This is a genomic window from Pradoshia sp. Z3_51 (assembly GCF_058215915.1).
In genome coordinates, this window is record NZ_JBZAJC010000001.1 from 572,595 (window position 1) to 589,300 (window position 16,706).

Below are 16,706 nucleotides of genomic sequence, written 5' to 3' on the forward strand. Positions count from 1 at the left end.
AAGGTATGTAACACAATGTCAGATCAATATAAAACAAGGACAGAAAAAAGAAAATATGCAAATTCCAAAAGAAATAAAAAACAAAAGAAACAATCAAAATCATTATTAAAAAGAACCTTAATTGTTTTAGTTGCACTATTTATTATTGCAGGTATTTCAGTTGGAGGAGTTTTTGCATACTGGGCTGTCACAGCTCCTGAGATTGATGACAGCGCCCTGATTGATCCTATTTCTTCGAAAATCTATGATAAAAACGGAGATATATATACAGAAGTAGGCTCAGAAACAAGAGATTACGTCGATTATAAGGATGTTCCTAAATTGATGGAAAATGCCATCCTGGCAACTGAAGATGTGCGTTTTTATAAACATCATGGAATTGATATTATTCGCGTTGGCGGAGCTTTAATTGGAAACATAACAGGCGGCTTCGGCTCTCAGGGAGGTAGCACCATTACCCAGCAGGTAGTGAAAAACTCTTTCCTTAAATCAGAAAAAACGATTAAACGTAAAGTACAGGAAATGTACCTTGCTTTTCAACTTGAGCAAAAATATTCTAAAGAACAAATTTTTGAAATGTATGTTAACAAAGTATATATGTCATCCGGAGTCCATGGGTTTTCCACAGCATCCAAGCTGTACTTTGGCAAAGAATTGAATGAGCTTACCTTATCTGAAGCTGCCACGCTGGCAGGTATGCCACAAAGCCCAAATAATTACAACCCATTTACGTATCCGGAAAAAGCGGAAAAACGAAGAAACATCGTACTTAAACTAATGGAAAAAGCAGGTTTCATCACAGCTGAAGAACACGAAAAAGCTCAAGCCGAAAGTGTTAAAGATAGCTTAGTCCCAGAAGAAAAACGCGAGAAAACAACAAACACAAAATATAATGCTATTGTTGATCAAGTCATCGATGAAGTGGAAGAAATTGGAGACTACAATATATACACAGATGGCCTTCAGGTATATACGTCCATCGATCCTGATGCACAGGATCTAATGGATGAAATACTGAATAGCGATAAATATATCGACTACCCGAATGATAAATTCCAAGCTGGTACGGTCTTTATGGATACAAAGACCGGGGAAATCAACGCAATGGGCGGTGGAAGAAACCAAGAAGTAGCCCGTGGCTTTAACTATGCAACAGATTTAAAAACAAGGCAGCCGGGTTCAACCATTAAACCAATTCTTGATTACGGTCCAGCAATTGAATATTTGAAATGGTCGACTGCTCATATTATTAAAGATGAACCATATAAATATAGTTCCGGCCAATCAATTGGTAGTGCAACGGGTACCTATAAAGGGAATGTAACGATTCGTGAGGCGCTTTATAAATCACTAAACGTCCCTGCCGTTAAAACACTCCAAGAGGTTGGTAAAGATCAAGCTGGTAAATTTGCAAAAAAATTAGGTGTTGACTTTGGGGAAATATACGAAGCATCCGCAATCGGCGGTGTAGACAAAGCGGCATCCCCTCTACAAATGGCAGGTGCCTATGCTGCTTTTGGTAACGAGGGTATTTATAATAAACCGCATGTCGTAAAAAAAGTAGTTCTAAGAGACAATGATACTGTTATTGAAACGGCACCGGAACCACAAGTTGCCATGAAGGATTATACAGCCTTTATGATTACAAACATTTTGCAGGATGTTGTGACTAAAGGTACAGGAACTGCAGCCAATATACCAGGTCTTCACATTGCAGCAAAAACAGGAACAACAAACTACTCTGCAGAAGACCGTGCAAAATATAATATCAGTAAGAGCAGTTCACCGGATGCGTGGTTTATTGGATATACAACCAATTACACCATGTCTGTTTGGACGGGCTATGATCAACAATTAAAAAATCCGATGAGTAAGCAGGAAACAAAAATAGCCGCAAAAATCTTTAAAACAATGATGGGCAAAATGTCTGAGAATGTGACAACTGATAATTTCAAACAGCCAAGTTCCGTTGTCAAAGTTGCCCTTGAAAAAGGAACAAACGCTAAAGCAAGTGAATATACACCAAGTGATCAAATTGTATATGAGTACTTTGTAAAGGGACATGAACCTACTAAAACATCGGAAAAATATACAAAACCAAATGCGCCTTCTGGTCTCAACGCTGCTTTTGATGAAGCATCCAATCGAATAAACGTGAACTGGAAATATGATTCTTCTAATGACGCAGAATTTAATGTTCAGGTTGCCGTGGATGGCGGAGACAGACAAACGTTAACCACTACAAAGGAAACTTCCTTCAGCCTCGATGCTCCAGAAGCCGGGAAAAAGTATACATTCTATGTAACGGCTACTGTAGACGGCCAGGAGAGTGACTCAGCATCTACATCTGTTTCTATTCCTGAAGCTGCTCCAGAGGAGGAAGAACAGCCTGAAGAGCCGACTGAGGACAATACAGAAGATCCAAATCAACCTAACCCAGACAATGGCACAGGTAATGAAGAAGATCCGAATGAAGGTAACAATCCTGAAGAAGGTACTAATCCTGGTGAAGGCACCAACCCTGGCGAAGGCACCAACCCTGGCGAAGGAACTAACCCTGGTGAAGGAACTAACCCTGGTGAAGGAACTAACCCTGGTGAAGGAACTAACCCTGGTGAAGGCACCAATCCTGCCGAAGGTACCAACCCTCGTGAAGGCCAGCCAGAACCACAGGATGAGGATGCGCAAGAACGACCTGCTGCGAGAAGTAATAGTACTTCCCAGCCTGACGAAACTTCCTATCTGATTCCACCTGCTATTCAAGAAATGCCTAGACATATACGTAAAATTGCCTAAACCGTATACCAGGTCATTTTGAAATGAAAAGTTTCAAATTCCTATAAACAATAACTAAAATGCACTTCATGGTTAGACTTATTCTAACAATGAAGTGCATTTTTTTATGCTATATATGCGAATAACTTTCTACTGTAAACTAATCACAATAGATAACTCTGCCTATAGATAAAGTTATCTAACTGCAGAAGTCACCTTTATTTCATCCCCCCTGCTTCACCACAATATACTCCAATCCTCAAAAGATACAATTACTACTACATCAATTTTTTGATCCACTTAATGCAATCCCTTCAATAAACTGCTTTTGGAAAATAAAGAAGGCGATAATTAGTGGAATAATTGCCATGAATGATCCAGCCATCACTAAAGGATAATTAGTAGCATATTGTCCGTTTAGAGTTGCCAAGCCCGCAGATAGCGTCATTTTGTCTGGGGATGTATTTACAATTAACGGCCAAAGCAAAGAATTCCAGCCATATAGCAACGCAAAAATCGATACTGAAATGAGCGCAGGTTTAGACAAAGGCAGGATAATACTGAAAAATATACGTAACCTGGAGCAACCATCAATAACGGCGGCCTCTTCCAATTCTTTTGGGATTGTCATAAAAAACTGTCGCAGCAAAAATGTACCAAAAGCTGAAAACAGACCTGGAATAAATAAAGCTGGAATTGTATTTAATAGATTCATATCTTGGATGATTAAGTATTGTGGAAGTAAAAATATTTGCCCAGGAACCATTAAAACGGATAACATCAGGATAAATAATGTCTTCTTAAAGGGGAATTCAATTCGTGCAAAGGCATAAGCCGCCATTGCAGAAAGAAACACTTGTCCTAATGTGATGACCGCCGTAGAAACGAAAGTATTTAAATAATATTGACTAAAAGGTAAAAGTGTAAAGATGTCGCTAAAGTTATTCCATTGGGCAACTTCAGGAAAAAACTTTGGAGGAATACTGATTGATTCACTTTTTGTCTTGAGTGCAGTTAGCACCATCCAAATAAAGGGGAACACCATCATAATGGAACCAAATATAAGTAATACGTGAACAACCCATTTTCCTTTGTTTTTTTTCTTCATCATCTTGTCCACCTCTTATTCATAATGCACCCATTTCTTTTGAAATCCAAAATTAATAACGGTAATGATCATAGTTAAAAGTAATAAAACAACGGTAATAGCGGCGCCATATCCTTTGTCATTTAATATAAACGCATGCTTATAAAATAAATAGGCCAGGGATTGGACACTTTCAAGAGCCGGATTAGTCTGGGAATACATTAGAAAAATCAAGTCATACACCTGCAGTGCAGAAATCAGCGACGTAATCAAGCTAAAAAAGATTGTCGGAGTTACTATCGGTAACGTAATCTTAAAAAACTTTTGCAAGGAACCAGCCCCATCTATTTCTGCCGCTTCATAGAAAGATCTCGATATTCCTTGTAATCCAGCTAAGAATATAACTATTGAAGTACCAAGGGAACTCCATATACCTACAATAATTAAAGAAATCATGGCTGTGTTTGAGCTTGTCAGCCAAGCTGGTCCCTGAATACCAACCTGAGCAAGGATTTGATTTATAATTCCGTAGTCTGAGTTATACATCCATTTCCAAATCATAGCGACTGCAGATGTCATCGTAACAGCCGGAAGAAAGTAGATAACCCGGTAAAAAGATACACCCTTTATTTTGTTATTTAAAAGAGTTGCGATTAATAATGAAATGACCATCGAAATAGGTACAGTAAATATAGAATAGATTATGGTGTTTTTCAAAGCTGATAATACTTCTCCATCTCCAATTAGCTTCTTATAATTAGCAAGTCCGGTGAAAGTATTTCCACCGAACATGCCCCATTTTGTAAATGAATAGAAAACGCTTTGAATCATCGGAAAAAGATAGAAAACGAACAATCCAAGAAATAGAGGGCCGATAAAAAATATAGCTGCCAATATATCTCTTCTCTTATATTTCGATCTTTTATAAGGGATTACGTTACCGTCGTTTTTTGCCAAATCAATCATTCCCTACTCGATTATTTTTTCAATAGTTCATCCGCTTGCTTGGCCAATTCTAAACACGCTTCTTCCACTGTTATTTCACCTGTCCATGCTTTTGTTAGTATATCAGCCTCAATTGCAATGGCAGCTGAGTTATTTTTCTTATTCGGAAGCGGTACTGCATACTCGACAGCATCTATGAATACTTTTAGGTTTTTATCTGGATAAGCATTCATCCATCCCTCTTGTGAGCCTTCATAGGCTGATAGAACCTTTCCTGAGTTAGCGGTATGCTCATTCGCTTCTTTAGTAGAAAGGTAAGCAACCCATTTTTTAGCAGCTTCTTCATTTTCTGTTTTGGCAGAAATAGCATTCGCTAAGGCATTTGACGTTGTAGCTCGGATTTCACCTTTTGGCATAGGTGCAACATCAATATTCTCTATCCCGTATTCATCAGTAAAATACGTTGGTACCATATAAGAACCATCCAGAGTCATAGCAATACGTCCATTTAAAAACAATTCGGATACTGTCGTACTAGCCATTTCTTCAACTGTTGGACTGGATCCTTCTTTAACAAAGTCATACCAAAATTGTACGCCAGCTATCGTTTTTGAATCAGAAAAACCAGACTTTGTCCCATCCTCAGCAAACGGAGCTCCTCCACTCTGTAATAACGTTTCATAATATCCACCCTGCCACGTTACTGGCGCAGCCATGCCATAAATATTCTTGTCTTTATTTGTAAGCTTCTTGGCTACTTCTCTCCATGTATCCCAAGTCCATGTGTCATCCGGATAGGCAATGTTTGCTTCATCGAAAATCTTTTTATTATAGTAAAGTGCATGTGAATCGAAATCCTTTGGAATTGCATATAGCTTCCCATTTCTTGTATAGGAATCCAAATATTGTTGAGGGAACTTATCTTTATCAAATTCAATGTCATCTAAGGGAAGGACAACCTCATTATCAATATAATCAGGTACACGCGGGAAATTAATCCAAAAAACATCTGGGGCATTATTTCCTGTTATGGCTGTTTCTAATTTTGTCCAATATTGCGCCCACGGTGTGATTTCAAACTTTACTTTAATACCTGTTTCCTCTTCAAATTCTTTTGCGAGCTCTTCATAAATTGGCGCTTGCTCCTTATCCCATAAAGCATAAGTAATTTCTTTTCCGTCCCCTTTAGCATCGGACTTAGAATCATTCGAACAACCAACCAACATTGCACTGATAATCAAGAAAAAGACTGCTAACCACTTTACTTCCTTTTTCATAAATATCCCCCTTTAATTTGGTCTTACTTGCTTAATATATATTTCATAGCATTGCTGGTGTCATATGCTAGTTGTATCGAGTTTTCTTTGTAAGGACTTAACTCACAAATCACATCCCCGTTGTATCCTATTTCTCTTAGAGCCTCCATAAGAGACGACCATTTCATATCTCCGCTTAAAAGACCCGTAAATCCACGTATATTCCCTATATCCTGGCGAAAATCTTTAATGTGTACCTTCGTGATTCGTTCACCTAAAATGCGCACCCACTGCTCTGGAAAGCCAAATTGCAACACATTTCCTGCGTCAAAATAAGCCTTTACCGAAGGATGATTGATTTCATCAAGGAAACGACGCATCTCAAGTGGGCTAAGTAAAAATTTATTCCAAACATTCTCCACACCTATAACAATTCCGAGTGGTTCTGCATATATAGCTAATTCTTTTAGAGCCGATTGAGCCAAGTCATAGCAGTCATCATAACTATTTGTTTCCGTTACAACACCAGGGACGATTAATACAGTATCTCCACCAAGGACAGCACATACCTCAATCATTTTCTTAGCGATTTCTAATCCCTTTACCCTTACTTTCTCGTCGTATGAGGTCAGAGGGTATGTCCAATGTAAGCTTGTCGCAATACTACTGATTGGTAACTGATAAGTCACTGATAAATTTTTGATTGTCTCAAGCTCTAACTCTGTAGTTTCAAGGGTTAAAGCTGGGTTATCTATTAACCCTAATTCAGAAGTAATGGAATCCTGAGGCATACTTTCAGACATATTCAGTTCAATTGAATCGAATCCAGCTTCCTTTGTTACTTTAAAAGTAGTTTCCAATGATAAATCAGGTGAAAAACACCAGCTATTTATACCTTTTCTCACTTTCCCAACCTCCTTTTAATTAATTACTCTGTATCCTTTTTCAATCGATTGATAGGCCATTCTCGCCATCTTTACAGTGAATAGGCCATCTTCACCTGATACTGGTGAAGGCATATTTTGATCAATGGTGTCTTTAAAAGCTTTTATCATGGCCATATCCATATCTTCTTCGTAATATGTAAAAGCCGGACTTGCTTTTTGATTGTAGAGTAATGCCTTTCTCCCAAATCCATCGGCGTGAATCCACCCTTTATCTGTGACCAATGTAAGTGAGGCATCACCCCATACTGGATACTCTTTAGGTCTGTTCCATGATGTATCCAGACTCATAAATGTCCCATCCGTAAATGTCACATGCAAGAGCCCTGTATCCTCCACAAATGACTCACCGAGTAAATTCTCCCCTCTAGCAAATACGGAATCTATTTGAGGAGCAAAAAACCAATTTACTAGATCTGCCATATGAATCGTATGATCAATGATAGCTCCTCCGCCAGAGAGTTTTTGCTCTACAAACCAACCACCAGGTGATTTTCCATGATTCGTGGCATTAATTGCAATTAGCTTTCCGCATGTCCCTTCGTCTATCAATTGTTTTAAGGACTGCATAGGTTGAGAAAAGCGAACTGGATGAGCAATCATCAATTTAACACCAGCGGCGTAGCAATCCGAAATCATCTTTTCGGCATCTTCAACCGTAAGTGCCATCGGTTTTTCGACAATCACATGCCTCTTATAAGAAGCGGCTGAAACAGTATATTCACAATGAAACGCATTCTCTGAACAGATCAGAACCGTATCAATATCTGTTTGCAAAAGGTCATCCAATTGTTCATATGGGGCAATCCCATACTTTTCACTAAATTGAAACATTTTCTCCTTATCCCGATCATAAATACCGACAATTTCAATTCCAAGTGTCTTTAAACATAATGTGTAGCTATACACGTGCATATGAGCACAACCAATGATTCCTACTTTCATGAAGATCCTCCTTTCTCTACCAAAGCCACTTGCCCTGTCTGAAGACTTTGGATTGCTTTACCCCACCATTTCTCAACACGATCATCCTTCATATATTCAGGATTAATCTCAAGCACTTGCAGAAAATCTGATTGTAAAGCTTGTTCAACTGACGAATCAAACACATACAACCCAGTTGTTCCGGCTATCTCCATTTGTTTTATGTAGATTGATCGACTTAGTGAAAAATCAAAAAAAAGGTTAGCTACCGTCCTATCTGTAAATTGACAAGTGATTAGCCAAACATTTTTTTCATGGTTTGCAGAAGTATTAATATCTTTTAAATCTTGCTTTATATGAATATTGGATATCCAATATAAAGCTTCCTTTATATGCTGGGTGATGATTTCTAATGGTTTTTCTGGAGCATGGAAGTTATATCGAATAAAGGTAACGTTTCCTACATTTCCTTCCCGGACTTCTCTTAGGGCAGCTTGATCTTCTAACTTCACAGAGAACCCTCCATTACAATATATTTGTCCTCTTCAATTGATTGTTGTGCAGCAATGACTAGCTCAGAAACGGTGAAACTACTTTCCAGATTAGAACGCGGTTGAGCCCCTGTTTGAATACAATGAAGAAAATCCAAAATCATTTCAGCATCTCCTCCACCATGGCCAACTGTATTCTCTATTTCGTAGACTAACTTTTCTTTTTTCAAACGATCATGAACTATGATTCTATTGTTCTCATCATCAAAGTATAGCTCACCCTTCGTACCAAAAAACTGAAATTCCCTCCGATAATAAGCTGCAAATTGGCATAATGTATACGTAACTTTCGCTCGATTTTGGTATTGAATTAGCAGAGCCTGATGATCATCTACATTTACCTCAGAATCAAACACACAGTGATCTGGCCAACTTTCTTGCCACTCAATTCCTTTATGCTTCTTGATATTAATTAGGCTCTCCTCACATGTCCATTTATGCTGACATGTTCGACAGTGCAGTTCTTCCTTTAAAGGAGATCCAAATTTTTTGATGGACCCAGGTTCACCAAACACTTCTAAACCTCCAAATGCTGCCACCTTTACCGGCTTGGCTCCAATCATCCAAGATAAAATATCCAGACTATGTGTAGCCTTTTGAAGTAATAAACTGTAGGATTTAGATTTAAGCCTATGCCAATCATGAAAGAATGCGTAACCACCATAGTTAATGTGGTCTGTTCCATTTGCAAGGAATATATCGCCGATAATTCCACTGCTTATTAAGCTTTTTGCTTTAAAATATAATGGTGCGTATCGCAGGACATAACCAACCTGAAAAACTTTTTTATAATCTTTTAAGGCGGAACGAATCATAGAGATTTTTTGCAATGAAATATCTAGAGGTTTTTCGCATAAAATATGTTTGCTAAATTTTATCGCTTCTAAAATAATTTCAGCATGGGTATCATCCGGAGTAGCGATAAAAACTGCATCCACCTCCGTGCTCTTTAGCAAGTTTCGATAATCAGTGGTTGATCGAATTTGTTTTTCTTCAAATAAGTTAAAATTTGTGCCTTGTTGATCACATACATAGACTACTTCTATTTCTGGATGAGGAATTAGGGACTGAAGAGCGAATTTACTGCCTCGATTGCCTAATCCTATAACTCCGAACCTAATCAACTGCTTTCTCCCCTTCTTCTTTCAGCCTCAATTTATGTTCAAATGCTTGAATCGACCTGGCATATTCACTCGGACTTAATCCAGTTTGTTGTTTAAAGCAATTCGAAAAATAATGAACTGAATCAAACCCTAGATTTTGAGCAATAAGTGTAAAGCTCAAGTTATTTTCTCTGATTAAGACTTTTGCCTCTTCCATTCGAAGCGCCTTAAAGAAGGACATCACGGTATATCCCGTTTCTTCTTTAAATATTTTCTTCAAATATGTCTTACTAAGAAAAAAATGGGTACATATATCATCTAAAAATAATTGCTTATGTAATCGTTCATTCATGAAATCGATAATGTCATTCACAATCTTTTTTTCAAACTTTTTCTTAGTTGCTCCGCTGACACGTTGCTGATTGATTTCCGAAGTCTCATCTCTTATCAATCGTATTAAAAACTCACTTAAGTACAAATACATCATCTGTTCCGCTCCAACCCTAGGGTTTGGCAGGCGTATATCGTCTCGATATATCCTTCCTAGACTTGGCTGAAATACATCTTTTGCTTCTTTTAAAACTTTAGCCAACAATTCTCTTTCTCCAGTTGCGACCCTCATGATTTTATTTTCGAAAAAAGACATGATTGGAGATTTACAAACAAAGCTAATGACTAAGACATTAGGAGCACAAATTCCATTCGCCCACAAATTATGAAATTCGTTCGGTTTATGGAAAATAATATCTCCTTCTTTTAATTCGTAGCCTTCTTGATCAGCAGAAACCTCTAACTTCCCCTTATCTACATAGACAAATTCCCAAAAATCATGTTTTTCACCCGTATACCGATAATCCTTAGAGAACTCAAAATAATATAATGTTAAAATCTTCTCAATTTCAATTAGATATTGCGGTGGATAAATATTCTTAAAAAAATCAGCCCTCAGAAGAATCGCCACCTTTATCGGAAATTTCAGAATACTTATTTCCAATTATTACAGTATTTCCCTAATATAGGTACTACTTTTTACTAATTCAGTCCTTTTTTACAAGAAATGGGGCTTTAATTCTAAATATCAAAAGACTTCTTGATAGTTAAGGTTAAAGAAGATTTATATCTTAAATAAAATACTTTTGAAACCGACTGAGGAGGTTGCCCATGTTAAAAGTAGGAATTGTAGGATTAGGTTTTATGGGAAATGCTCATTTACAGAAGTATTTGAGACTGGAAAAGGAAGGATACCCCATTAAATTAGTATCTATTTGTGATGTGGATGAAAAAAAGCGGCATGGTAAAGTAGTGGAGGGGAATTTGGAGACTGGTAAAGAGCAGGTAGATTTCAGACGGTTCACCTTCTATGAAAAAATGGAAGACATGATTAAGGAAGAAAAACTAGATTATGTAGACTTATGCCTTCCAACGTACCTACATGCTCCACTGGCCGTTCAAGCAATGGAATTAGGTGTCCATGTCTTGTGTGAAAAACCGATGGCAATCTCAACAAAGGACTGCTCCTTAATGATTGAAGCCTCTAAGAAATATGACCGGCAATTAATGATAGGCCAGACTCTTCGTTTTTTCCCAAGTTATCAGTACTTAAAAGAAACAATTGATACAAATAGATATGGTCCTGTAATAAGTGCTTCATTCTTCCGAGGCGGTTCAACACCTATATGGTCTTGGGAAAACTGGCTCCTGCAAAAGGAGAAATCAGGTGGATGCTTACTCGATCAACATATCCATGATGTGGACACTATCAATTGGTTATTCGGTAAACCTGTAGCTGTATCTACAAGCGGAAAAGTGATTTTTGAAGGTAATGGATATGACATTGTCTCTACCAACTATCACTATCTCGATGGCAAAGTAGTAAATGCCCAGGATGACTGGACAATTAAAGGTGATTTTGGATTTGAAATGCGCTACAGAGTGAACTTTGAAAAAGGAACCATTATTTTAGAAAACAATGTACTAACTGACTATCCTGCCGAGGGTAAAAAATTTGTGCCTGATATATCAAAAGAAGACGGCTATTATCTCGAAATTAAACATTTCGCTGAAGCAATAAGGCTGAATACCAGTGCCCAAGATGCAATTCCGTTAGAAAGCACAAAAGAAACCATATATATAGCAGAAAAAGAGCAAGAATCCGCAAACCAATATGGAAAATTGCTATATTTATAGGAGGACAAAAGCCATCCCATATAATTACAATATAGAAAGAAGCCATACAGAGTTATTAAAACCTGTGTGGCTTCTATTTACTACTATTAACATACATCATTTTGTATACTTATTTAAAGCTGCCATTTTGGCCGCAATCTTGATTTGCTCTTCCATTAGGCTTTTTAATTGCATAAAGCTTGGGTAAAAGTATGGCCTTGCCAATATAAAGGGCAAACGCTCTTCCACATTAACCGGTTTCCCCTTTAATTCCTTTAGACATGCAGGGAAGCCGCATAAATTTACAGGTACTTGATTCGACCAATACATAAACGAAACATATAGTACAATTCCTTTTAACATATATGGTTTAATTTCCTGCTTTTCTCTGTTAGCGAACATTATTTCCAACTGTCGAACGATTTCCGCCCATTCATTCGTCAGCTGCTCCCTTATAACAGAGAAATCCTCCCAGGGCCTGTACAGATCATTGCCTTTATAATAATAATAATCATATGGAAAACCAAGATTAAAAATATCTTTATTCCATCTCAAAAAATCATTTTTATCAAGTTGATTGTACTCAAAATTAAAAGGTTTAAGATTTAATTCTGGAATATTCATTTTCCTTTTCCTGCTGCTTTCATTCTTTTTTTCCCTTCACGGCACAGTAGAAGCATAGGACACTCCTCACATTTTGGCGATTGAGCTTTGCAATGGTATCTACCAAAGAAAATTAATCGGTGATGGGTAATCGACCATTCTTCCTCTGGGATTCTTCTCATCAGCGTTTTTTCAACCTCTAAGACGGAGTCCTTCCACCTGCATATACCAAGCCTTTTACTTACTCTCTCCACGTGTGTATCCACAGCGATTGCAGGTGTTCCATACGCTACTGAAACAACCACATTCGCTGTCTTTCTCCCTACTCCGGGAAGCTCAACTAATAAATCCCGGTCATTCGGAACTACCCCATTGTATTTTTCCAGAATAATCTGCGATAACTTCTGAATATTTTTCGCTTTATTTCTGTATAAACCAATTGAACGAATATCATTTTCCAATTCACTAAGCGGTACTGAAAGGAAATCCTCTGGTTTTTTATATTTTTGAAAGAGATTTTTCGTTACTTTATTCACCAAAGCATCCGTACATTGTGCCGATAATACTACCGCCACGGTTAATTCGAATGGATTGGAATGATTTAATTCGCAATGGGCCTCAGGAAACATTCTTGCCATTTCGTCGAGACAATATCGAATTTGTGTATTGGTAAGCATCTAAATCCCCCTCCCTTTATTCTTTATTTTTCGCGAATAAAAAGACCGGATAAAAGGATCTATCCTGGTCTATCGATTAAAGTCTATTCTAGCCAATTATATAATGGCAACTCTTTAGCAACGGGAACAGTTTTAGCAGGACTTTTTTTCGTGTAGCTTCTGAAGCGTTCACTATACGCCTTGGCTTGTTCCAACGTTTTGATACTGTGTTTCTTCCAATCGAACAAAATACGATCTATATATCTGAAACTGAGCTTTCCGGAGATAACGGCTTCTTTAAGAGCAGCCTTAACCAAATCAGGTGAATGCTGATCCTCATCCAGCCACATCGTTAATGTTTCACCCTCAAAGGGTGATAAGGGCCGGCCAAATTCCTTTTCAAATACGGTATATAAGGATTCACTCTTAATTACTTTCTCTTCAAAGTCGGTTTGCTTAGCTTCTTTTAAATAATGATAGGCCAATTTTTCAAATAATGGCTTGATTGAATAGCTCTCATAACCTGGTTTTTCATCCTCTGTAATATCTAAGAAACCATGCTGAACCAGTTTTCTGAGCAGGTTAGTACAGTCCATTTCAGTGAGGTTCATTACAGAAGAAATTTCAGCAGGAGTGGGAAATGAATTCCCGTTCATCGAAAAGTTTTCAACATGTAGTAAAAGCATCATCTCTTGTTCATTTAATCCCATCTCTTTGTAACTGCTTAACAAATAAGAGGGTATGACAACATTCGCCTGCTTAATCCAATTCGACAGATTTTTTATAGTCATAATTCGACACCTCACCTTTTAGTATACCATGTATGCTGATTTTGAAGTACGGAAAAACAAAACCTGACAATAAAATAAATTGCCAGGTTTTATTTGACTATTAAGGATATAGACGATTTAAAAGACGAGGGAATGGAATCGTTTCACGAACATGTTCCACACCGCTTATCCAAGCAACCGTTCTCTCTAGCCCAAGACCGAAGCCAGAATGAGGAACGGAACCATATTGACGTAATTCATAATACCATTTGTAAGCATCCATACTTAAATTATGTTCATCAAGTCTTGCTTTTAATAGATCCATATCGTGGATACGTTCTGATCCACCAATGATTTCACCATAGCCTTCCGGTGCAATTAAATCTGCACATAAGACAACATCATCACGGTCAGGAGCAGGCTGCATGTAGAACGGCTTAATTCCTGTAGGATAATGGGTGATAAACACAGGCTTATCATAGCTTTCTGCAATTGCTGTTTCGTGAGGAGCACCGAAATCATCGCCCCACTCGATATCATCAAAGCCCTTCTCATGCAAGAATTTAATTGCATCATCATAGGTAATTCTAGGGAATGGTGCTTTGATATTTTCTAATTTGGAAGTATCTCTTCCTAGCGTTTTCAGCTCAATCACACAATTTTCCAGTACAGATTGAACGATATAGGAAACATATTGCTCTTGAACTTCTAAGTTCTCATTGAACTCAACAAATGCCATCTCTGGTTCAATCATCCAGAATTCGATTAAATGACGTCGCGTTTTGGATTTCTCAGCACGGAATGTTGGACCGAAGGAGAATACTTTCCCAAGTGCCATTGCTGCCGCTTCCATATATAATTGTCCACTTTGAGATAGATAAGCATCTTCATCAAAGTATTTCGTTGCGAACAATTCTGAAGTACCCTCTGGAGCACTTCCTGTAAGAATCGGCGGGTCAACTTTTACAAAGCCCTCTTTATTAAAGAATTCATACGTAGCACGAATGATCTCATTACGAATTTTCATGACAGCATGCTGGCGCTTTGAACGAAGCCATAAATGTCTGTGATCCATAAGGAACTCAGTGCCATGCTGTTTCGGTGTAATCGGATAGTCAACTGCTTCTGCAATTACTTCAAGTCCTGTTACAAGTAGTTCGTAACCAAATGGGGAACGCTCATCCTCCTGAACAATACCTTTCACCCATACGGACGTTTCCTGAGTAATCTTCTTAGCGGTATTGAATAATTCTTCATCAACCTCTGCTTTGACAACTACGCCTTGAATAAAGCCTGTACCATCGCGCAGCTGCAAGAAAGCAATTTTTCCTGAAGAACGTTTATTGGCAATCCAAGCACCTATCTTAACTTCTTCATTAACATATTTATATACTTCATTAATTGTACATTTCACATTTTTTCCCTCCAAAGCTTAAACAAAACCAGGTTATGTACCCTATTCATTATACAAGTACCAAAATGGACAAGCAAATACAAAATTTCACCTGTACATGAAATAATCCATTATTTCATCGATCCTTTGCAGAAAACATCCATTCTCGCTTGCTCGTTTTTTAAATTAATCCTTAACCCCCTCATTTACCATCAGTCAGTAAGGTAATGAAGCGGCTTAAATTAATACCATTCACTCAAAAAACCCCTTTAAGATCATCCAGGAATTTTCCTTAAGGGGTCGTTTCGTTTACCGTCTCCCTGTGAATCCTATTTATTCAGCCTTTGTTGCTGATTTATTTATCACATATTCCTTTATACGCTTAACAGCTTCTTGAAGTGCTTCTAACGATATAGCATACGATAAGCGTATATTATCAGGTGCACCAAAGCCAGAACCGGGAACTACGGCTACCAGAGCATTTTCCAATAGATCTTCTACAAAATCATCTACACTGTTAAATCCACACATCTCTGCCGTTTTTGAGACATTTGGGAACAGGTAGAATGCCCCCTGAGGTTTCAGACAAGTCAATCCCGGTATCTCAAGCAATTGATCGTAAATAGCATCCAATCTTTGTTCAAACGCACTTCGCATAATTTCAACTTGATCTTGCGGTCCTGTATAGGCTTCAATTGTTGCATATTGTGCGGTCGTTGTCGGATTGGACGTACTGTGGCTTGCCAAGTTCGTCATTGCTTTAATTAACGCTTGGTCACCTGCCGCATAACCAATTCTCCATCCTGTCATAGAATGGGATTTGGAAACACCGTTAATGACGATTGTTTGCTGCTTAAGCTCTTCGGAAAGCTCTGCTATCGATACATGTTCATGGTTGTGGTAGACCAATTTCTCATAAATTTCATCTGAAACTATAATAATATCATGTTTTAAACATACCTCACCAATCGCCTGTAATTCTTCAGCTGTGTATATCATACCGGTAGGATTGCTTGGTGAATTGATAATAAGCGCTCTCGTTTTTTCAGTAATTGCTTTTTCAATCTGTAAAGGCGTTACCTTAAATTGATTTTCTTCTTTACCTTCAATATAAACAGGCACTCCATCTGCCAATTTAACTTGTTCCGGATAGCTTACCCAATATGGAGTAGGAATCAGCACTTCATCCTCTTCATCCAAAATTGCCTGAAAAAGTGTATATAAAGCGTGCTTGGCACCTGAAGCGATAAAAATTTGGCCGTTACTGTATGTTAGTCCTTGATCTTTTTGCAGTTTATCTGCGACAACCTTGCGCAGGGATTGCAATCCAGCAGAAGGTGTATATTTTGTGTGGCCATCCCGCATGGACTTTTGCGCTGCTTCGAGTATGTTAGCTGGAGTATTGAAATCTGGTTCTCCTGCTCCAAGTCCAATAATGTCCAGACCTTGGGCTTTAAGCTCTTTTGCTTTGGCTGTTATTGCTAGTGTTGATGATGGTGTTAATGCTGATACTCTTTTTGCTAATTTCATCCG

Annotated in this window: 15 protein-coding genes; 2 read left to right on the top strand and 13 right to left on the bottom strand. The window is 38.0% G+C overall.

The genetic code is table 11. The features are described from left to right. Window positions 1-15 precede the first annotated feature (15 nt). Window positions 16-2,796 (top strand): transglycosylase domain-containing protein, encoded by a 2,781-nt coding sequence (locus AC4BHA_RS02650; protein WP_490558119.1) that lies wholly within the window; start codon window positions 16-18, stop codon window positions 2,794-2,796. A 262-nt stretch (window positions 2,797-3,058) separates the two neighbouring features. Here AC4BHA_RS02650 and AC4BHA_RS02655 read toward each other — a convergent pair whose 3' ends face one another. Genes AC4BHA_RS02655 through AC4BHA_RS02690 form a run of 8 tightly spaced genes read right to left on the bottom strand, consistent with a single transcriptional unit; the run spans window position 3,059 to window position 10,579 of the window. Next, a complete protein-coding gene (locus tag AC4BHA_RS02655; RefSeq protein ID WP_139891755.1) occupies window positions 3,059-3,886 on the bottom strand; it encodes a carbohydrate ABC transporter permease in 828 nt (275 codons plus the stop codon). A gap of 12 nt (window positions 3,887-3,898) precedes the next feature. Further along, the gene (locus AC4BHA_RS02660; RefSeq protein WP_139891754.1) at window positions 3,899-4,828 is read right to left on the bottom strand and encodes a carbohydrate ABC transporter permease; all 930 of its coding nucleotides are present in this window, start codon (window positions 4,826-4,828) and stop codon (window positions 3,899-3,901) included. 11 nt (window positions 4,829-4,839) lie between these two features. Further along, window positions 4,840-6,084: an ABC transporter substrate-binding protein gene (locus AC4BHA_RS02665; protein ID WP_139891753.1), complete on the bottom strand. Its 1,245-nt coding sequence runs from the start codon at window positions 6,082-6,084 to the stop codon at window positions 4,840-4,842. A gap of 23 nt (window positions 6,085-6,107) precedes the next feature. Next, the gene (locus AC4BHA_RS02670) at window positions 6,108-6,968 is read right to left on the bottom strand and encodes a sugar phosphate isomerase/epimerase family protein (protein ID WP_139891752.1); all 861 of its coding nucleotides are present in this window, start codon (window positions 6,966-6,968) and stop codon (window positions 6,108-6,110) included. Between the two features lie 15 nt (window positions 6,969-6,983). Next, a complete protein-coding gene (locus AC4BHA_RS02675) occupies window positions 6,984-7,952 on the bottom strand; it encodes a Gfo/Idh/MocA family protein (protein WP_490558120.1) in 969 nt (322 codons plus the stop codon). Next, window positions 7,949-8,443: a hypothetical protein gene (locus AC4BHA_RS02680; protein ID WP_490558121.1), complete on the bottom strand. Its 495-nt coding sequence runs from the start codon at window positions 8,441-8,443 to the stop codon at window positions 7,949-7,951. Before AC4BHA_RS02680 ends, AC4BHA_RS02675 begins: the two co-directional genes overlap by 4 nt. Next, window positions 8,440-9,606 carry a Gfo/Idh/MocA family protein gene (locus AC4BHA_RS02685; protein WP_490558122.1) on the bottom strand — a complete coding sequence of 389 codons (1,167 nt, stop codon included), beginning with the start codon at window positions 9,604-9,606 and terminating at the stop codon, window positions 8,440-8,442. The genes AC4BHA_RS02680 and AC4BHA_RS02685 overlap by 4 nt, the downstream gene beginning before the upstream one ends. After that, window positions 9,599-10,579: a helix-turn-helix domain-containing protein gene (locus tag AC4BHA_RS02690; RefSeq protein ID WP_490551329.1), complete on the bottom strand. Its 981-nt coding sequence runs from the start codon at window positions 10,577-10,579 to the stop codon at window positions 9,599-9,601. Before AC4BHA_RS02690 ends, AC4BHA_RS02685 begins: the two co-directional genes overlap by 8 nt. Before the next feature lie 167 nt (window positions 10,580-10,746). Between AC4BHA_RS02690 and AC4BHA_RS02695 the strand changes: the two genes are divergently transcribed. Further along, window positions 10,747-11,772 (top strand): Gfo/Idh/MocA family protein, encoded by a 1,026-nt coding sequence (locus AC4BHA_RS02695; protein WP_490551328.1) that lies wholly within the window; start codon window positions 10,747-10,749, stop codon window positions 11,770-11,772. Window positions 11,773-11,868: 96 nt separating this feature from the next. On the opposite strand, the gene AC4BHA_RS02700 is transcribed toward AC4BHA_RS02695, so the two are convergent. From AC4BHA_RS02700 to AC4BHA_RS02720, 5 genes are all read right to left on the bottom strand, one after another. Further along, window positions 11,869-12,375: a YpoC family protein gene (locus AC4BHA_RS02700; RefSeq protein WP_490558123.1), complete on the bottom strand. Its 507-nt coding sequence runs from the start codon at window positions 12,373-12,375 to the stop codon at window positions 11,869-11,871. Then, window positions 12,372-13,031: an endonuclease III gene (nth, locus tag AC4BHA_RS02705; protein WP_066107366.1), complete on the bottom strand. Its 660-nt coding sequence runs from the start codon at window positions 13,029-13,031 to the stop codon at window positions 12,372-12,374. Before nth ends, AC4BHA_RS02700 begins: the two co-directional genes overlap by 4 nt. An 83-nt stretch (window positions 13,032-13,114) precedes the next feature. Further along, window positions 13,115-13,801 carry a DnaD domain-containing protein gene (locus AC4BHA_RS02710; RefSeq protein ID WP_066107369.1) on the bottom strand — a complete coding sequence of 229 codons (687 nt, stop codon included), beginning with the start codon at window positions 13,799-13,801 and terminating at the stop codon, window positions 13,115-13,117. A 100-nt stretch (window positions 13,802-13,901) separates the two neighbouring features. After that, window positions 13,902-15,194, bottom strand: coding sequence for an asparagine--tRNA ligase (gene asnS / locus AC4BHA_RS02715; RefSeq protein WP_066107371.1), 1,293 nt, complete (start codon window positions 15,192-15,194; stop codon window positions 13,902-13,904). Between the two features lie 312 nt (window positions 15,195-15,506). Next, a complete protein-coding gene (locus AC4BHA_RS02720; RefSeq protein WP_140461588.1) occupies window positions 15,507-16,703 on the bottom strand; it encodes a pyridoxal phosphate-dependent aminotransferase in 1,197 nt (398 codons plus the stop codon). Window positions 16,704-16,706 lie beyond the last annotated feature (3 nt).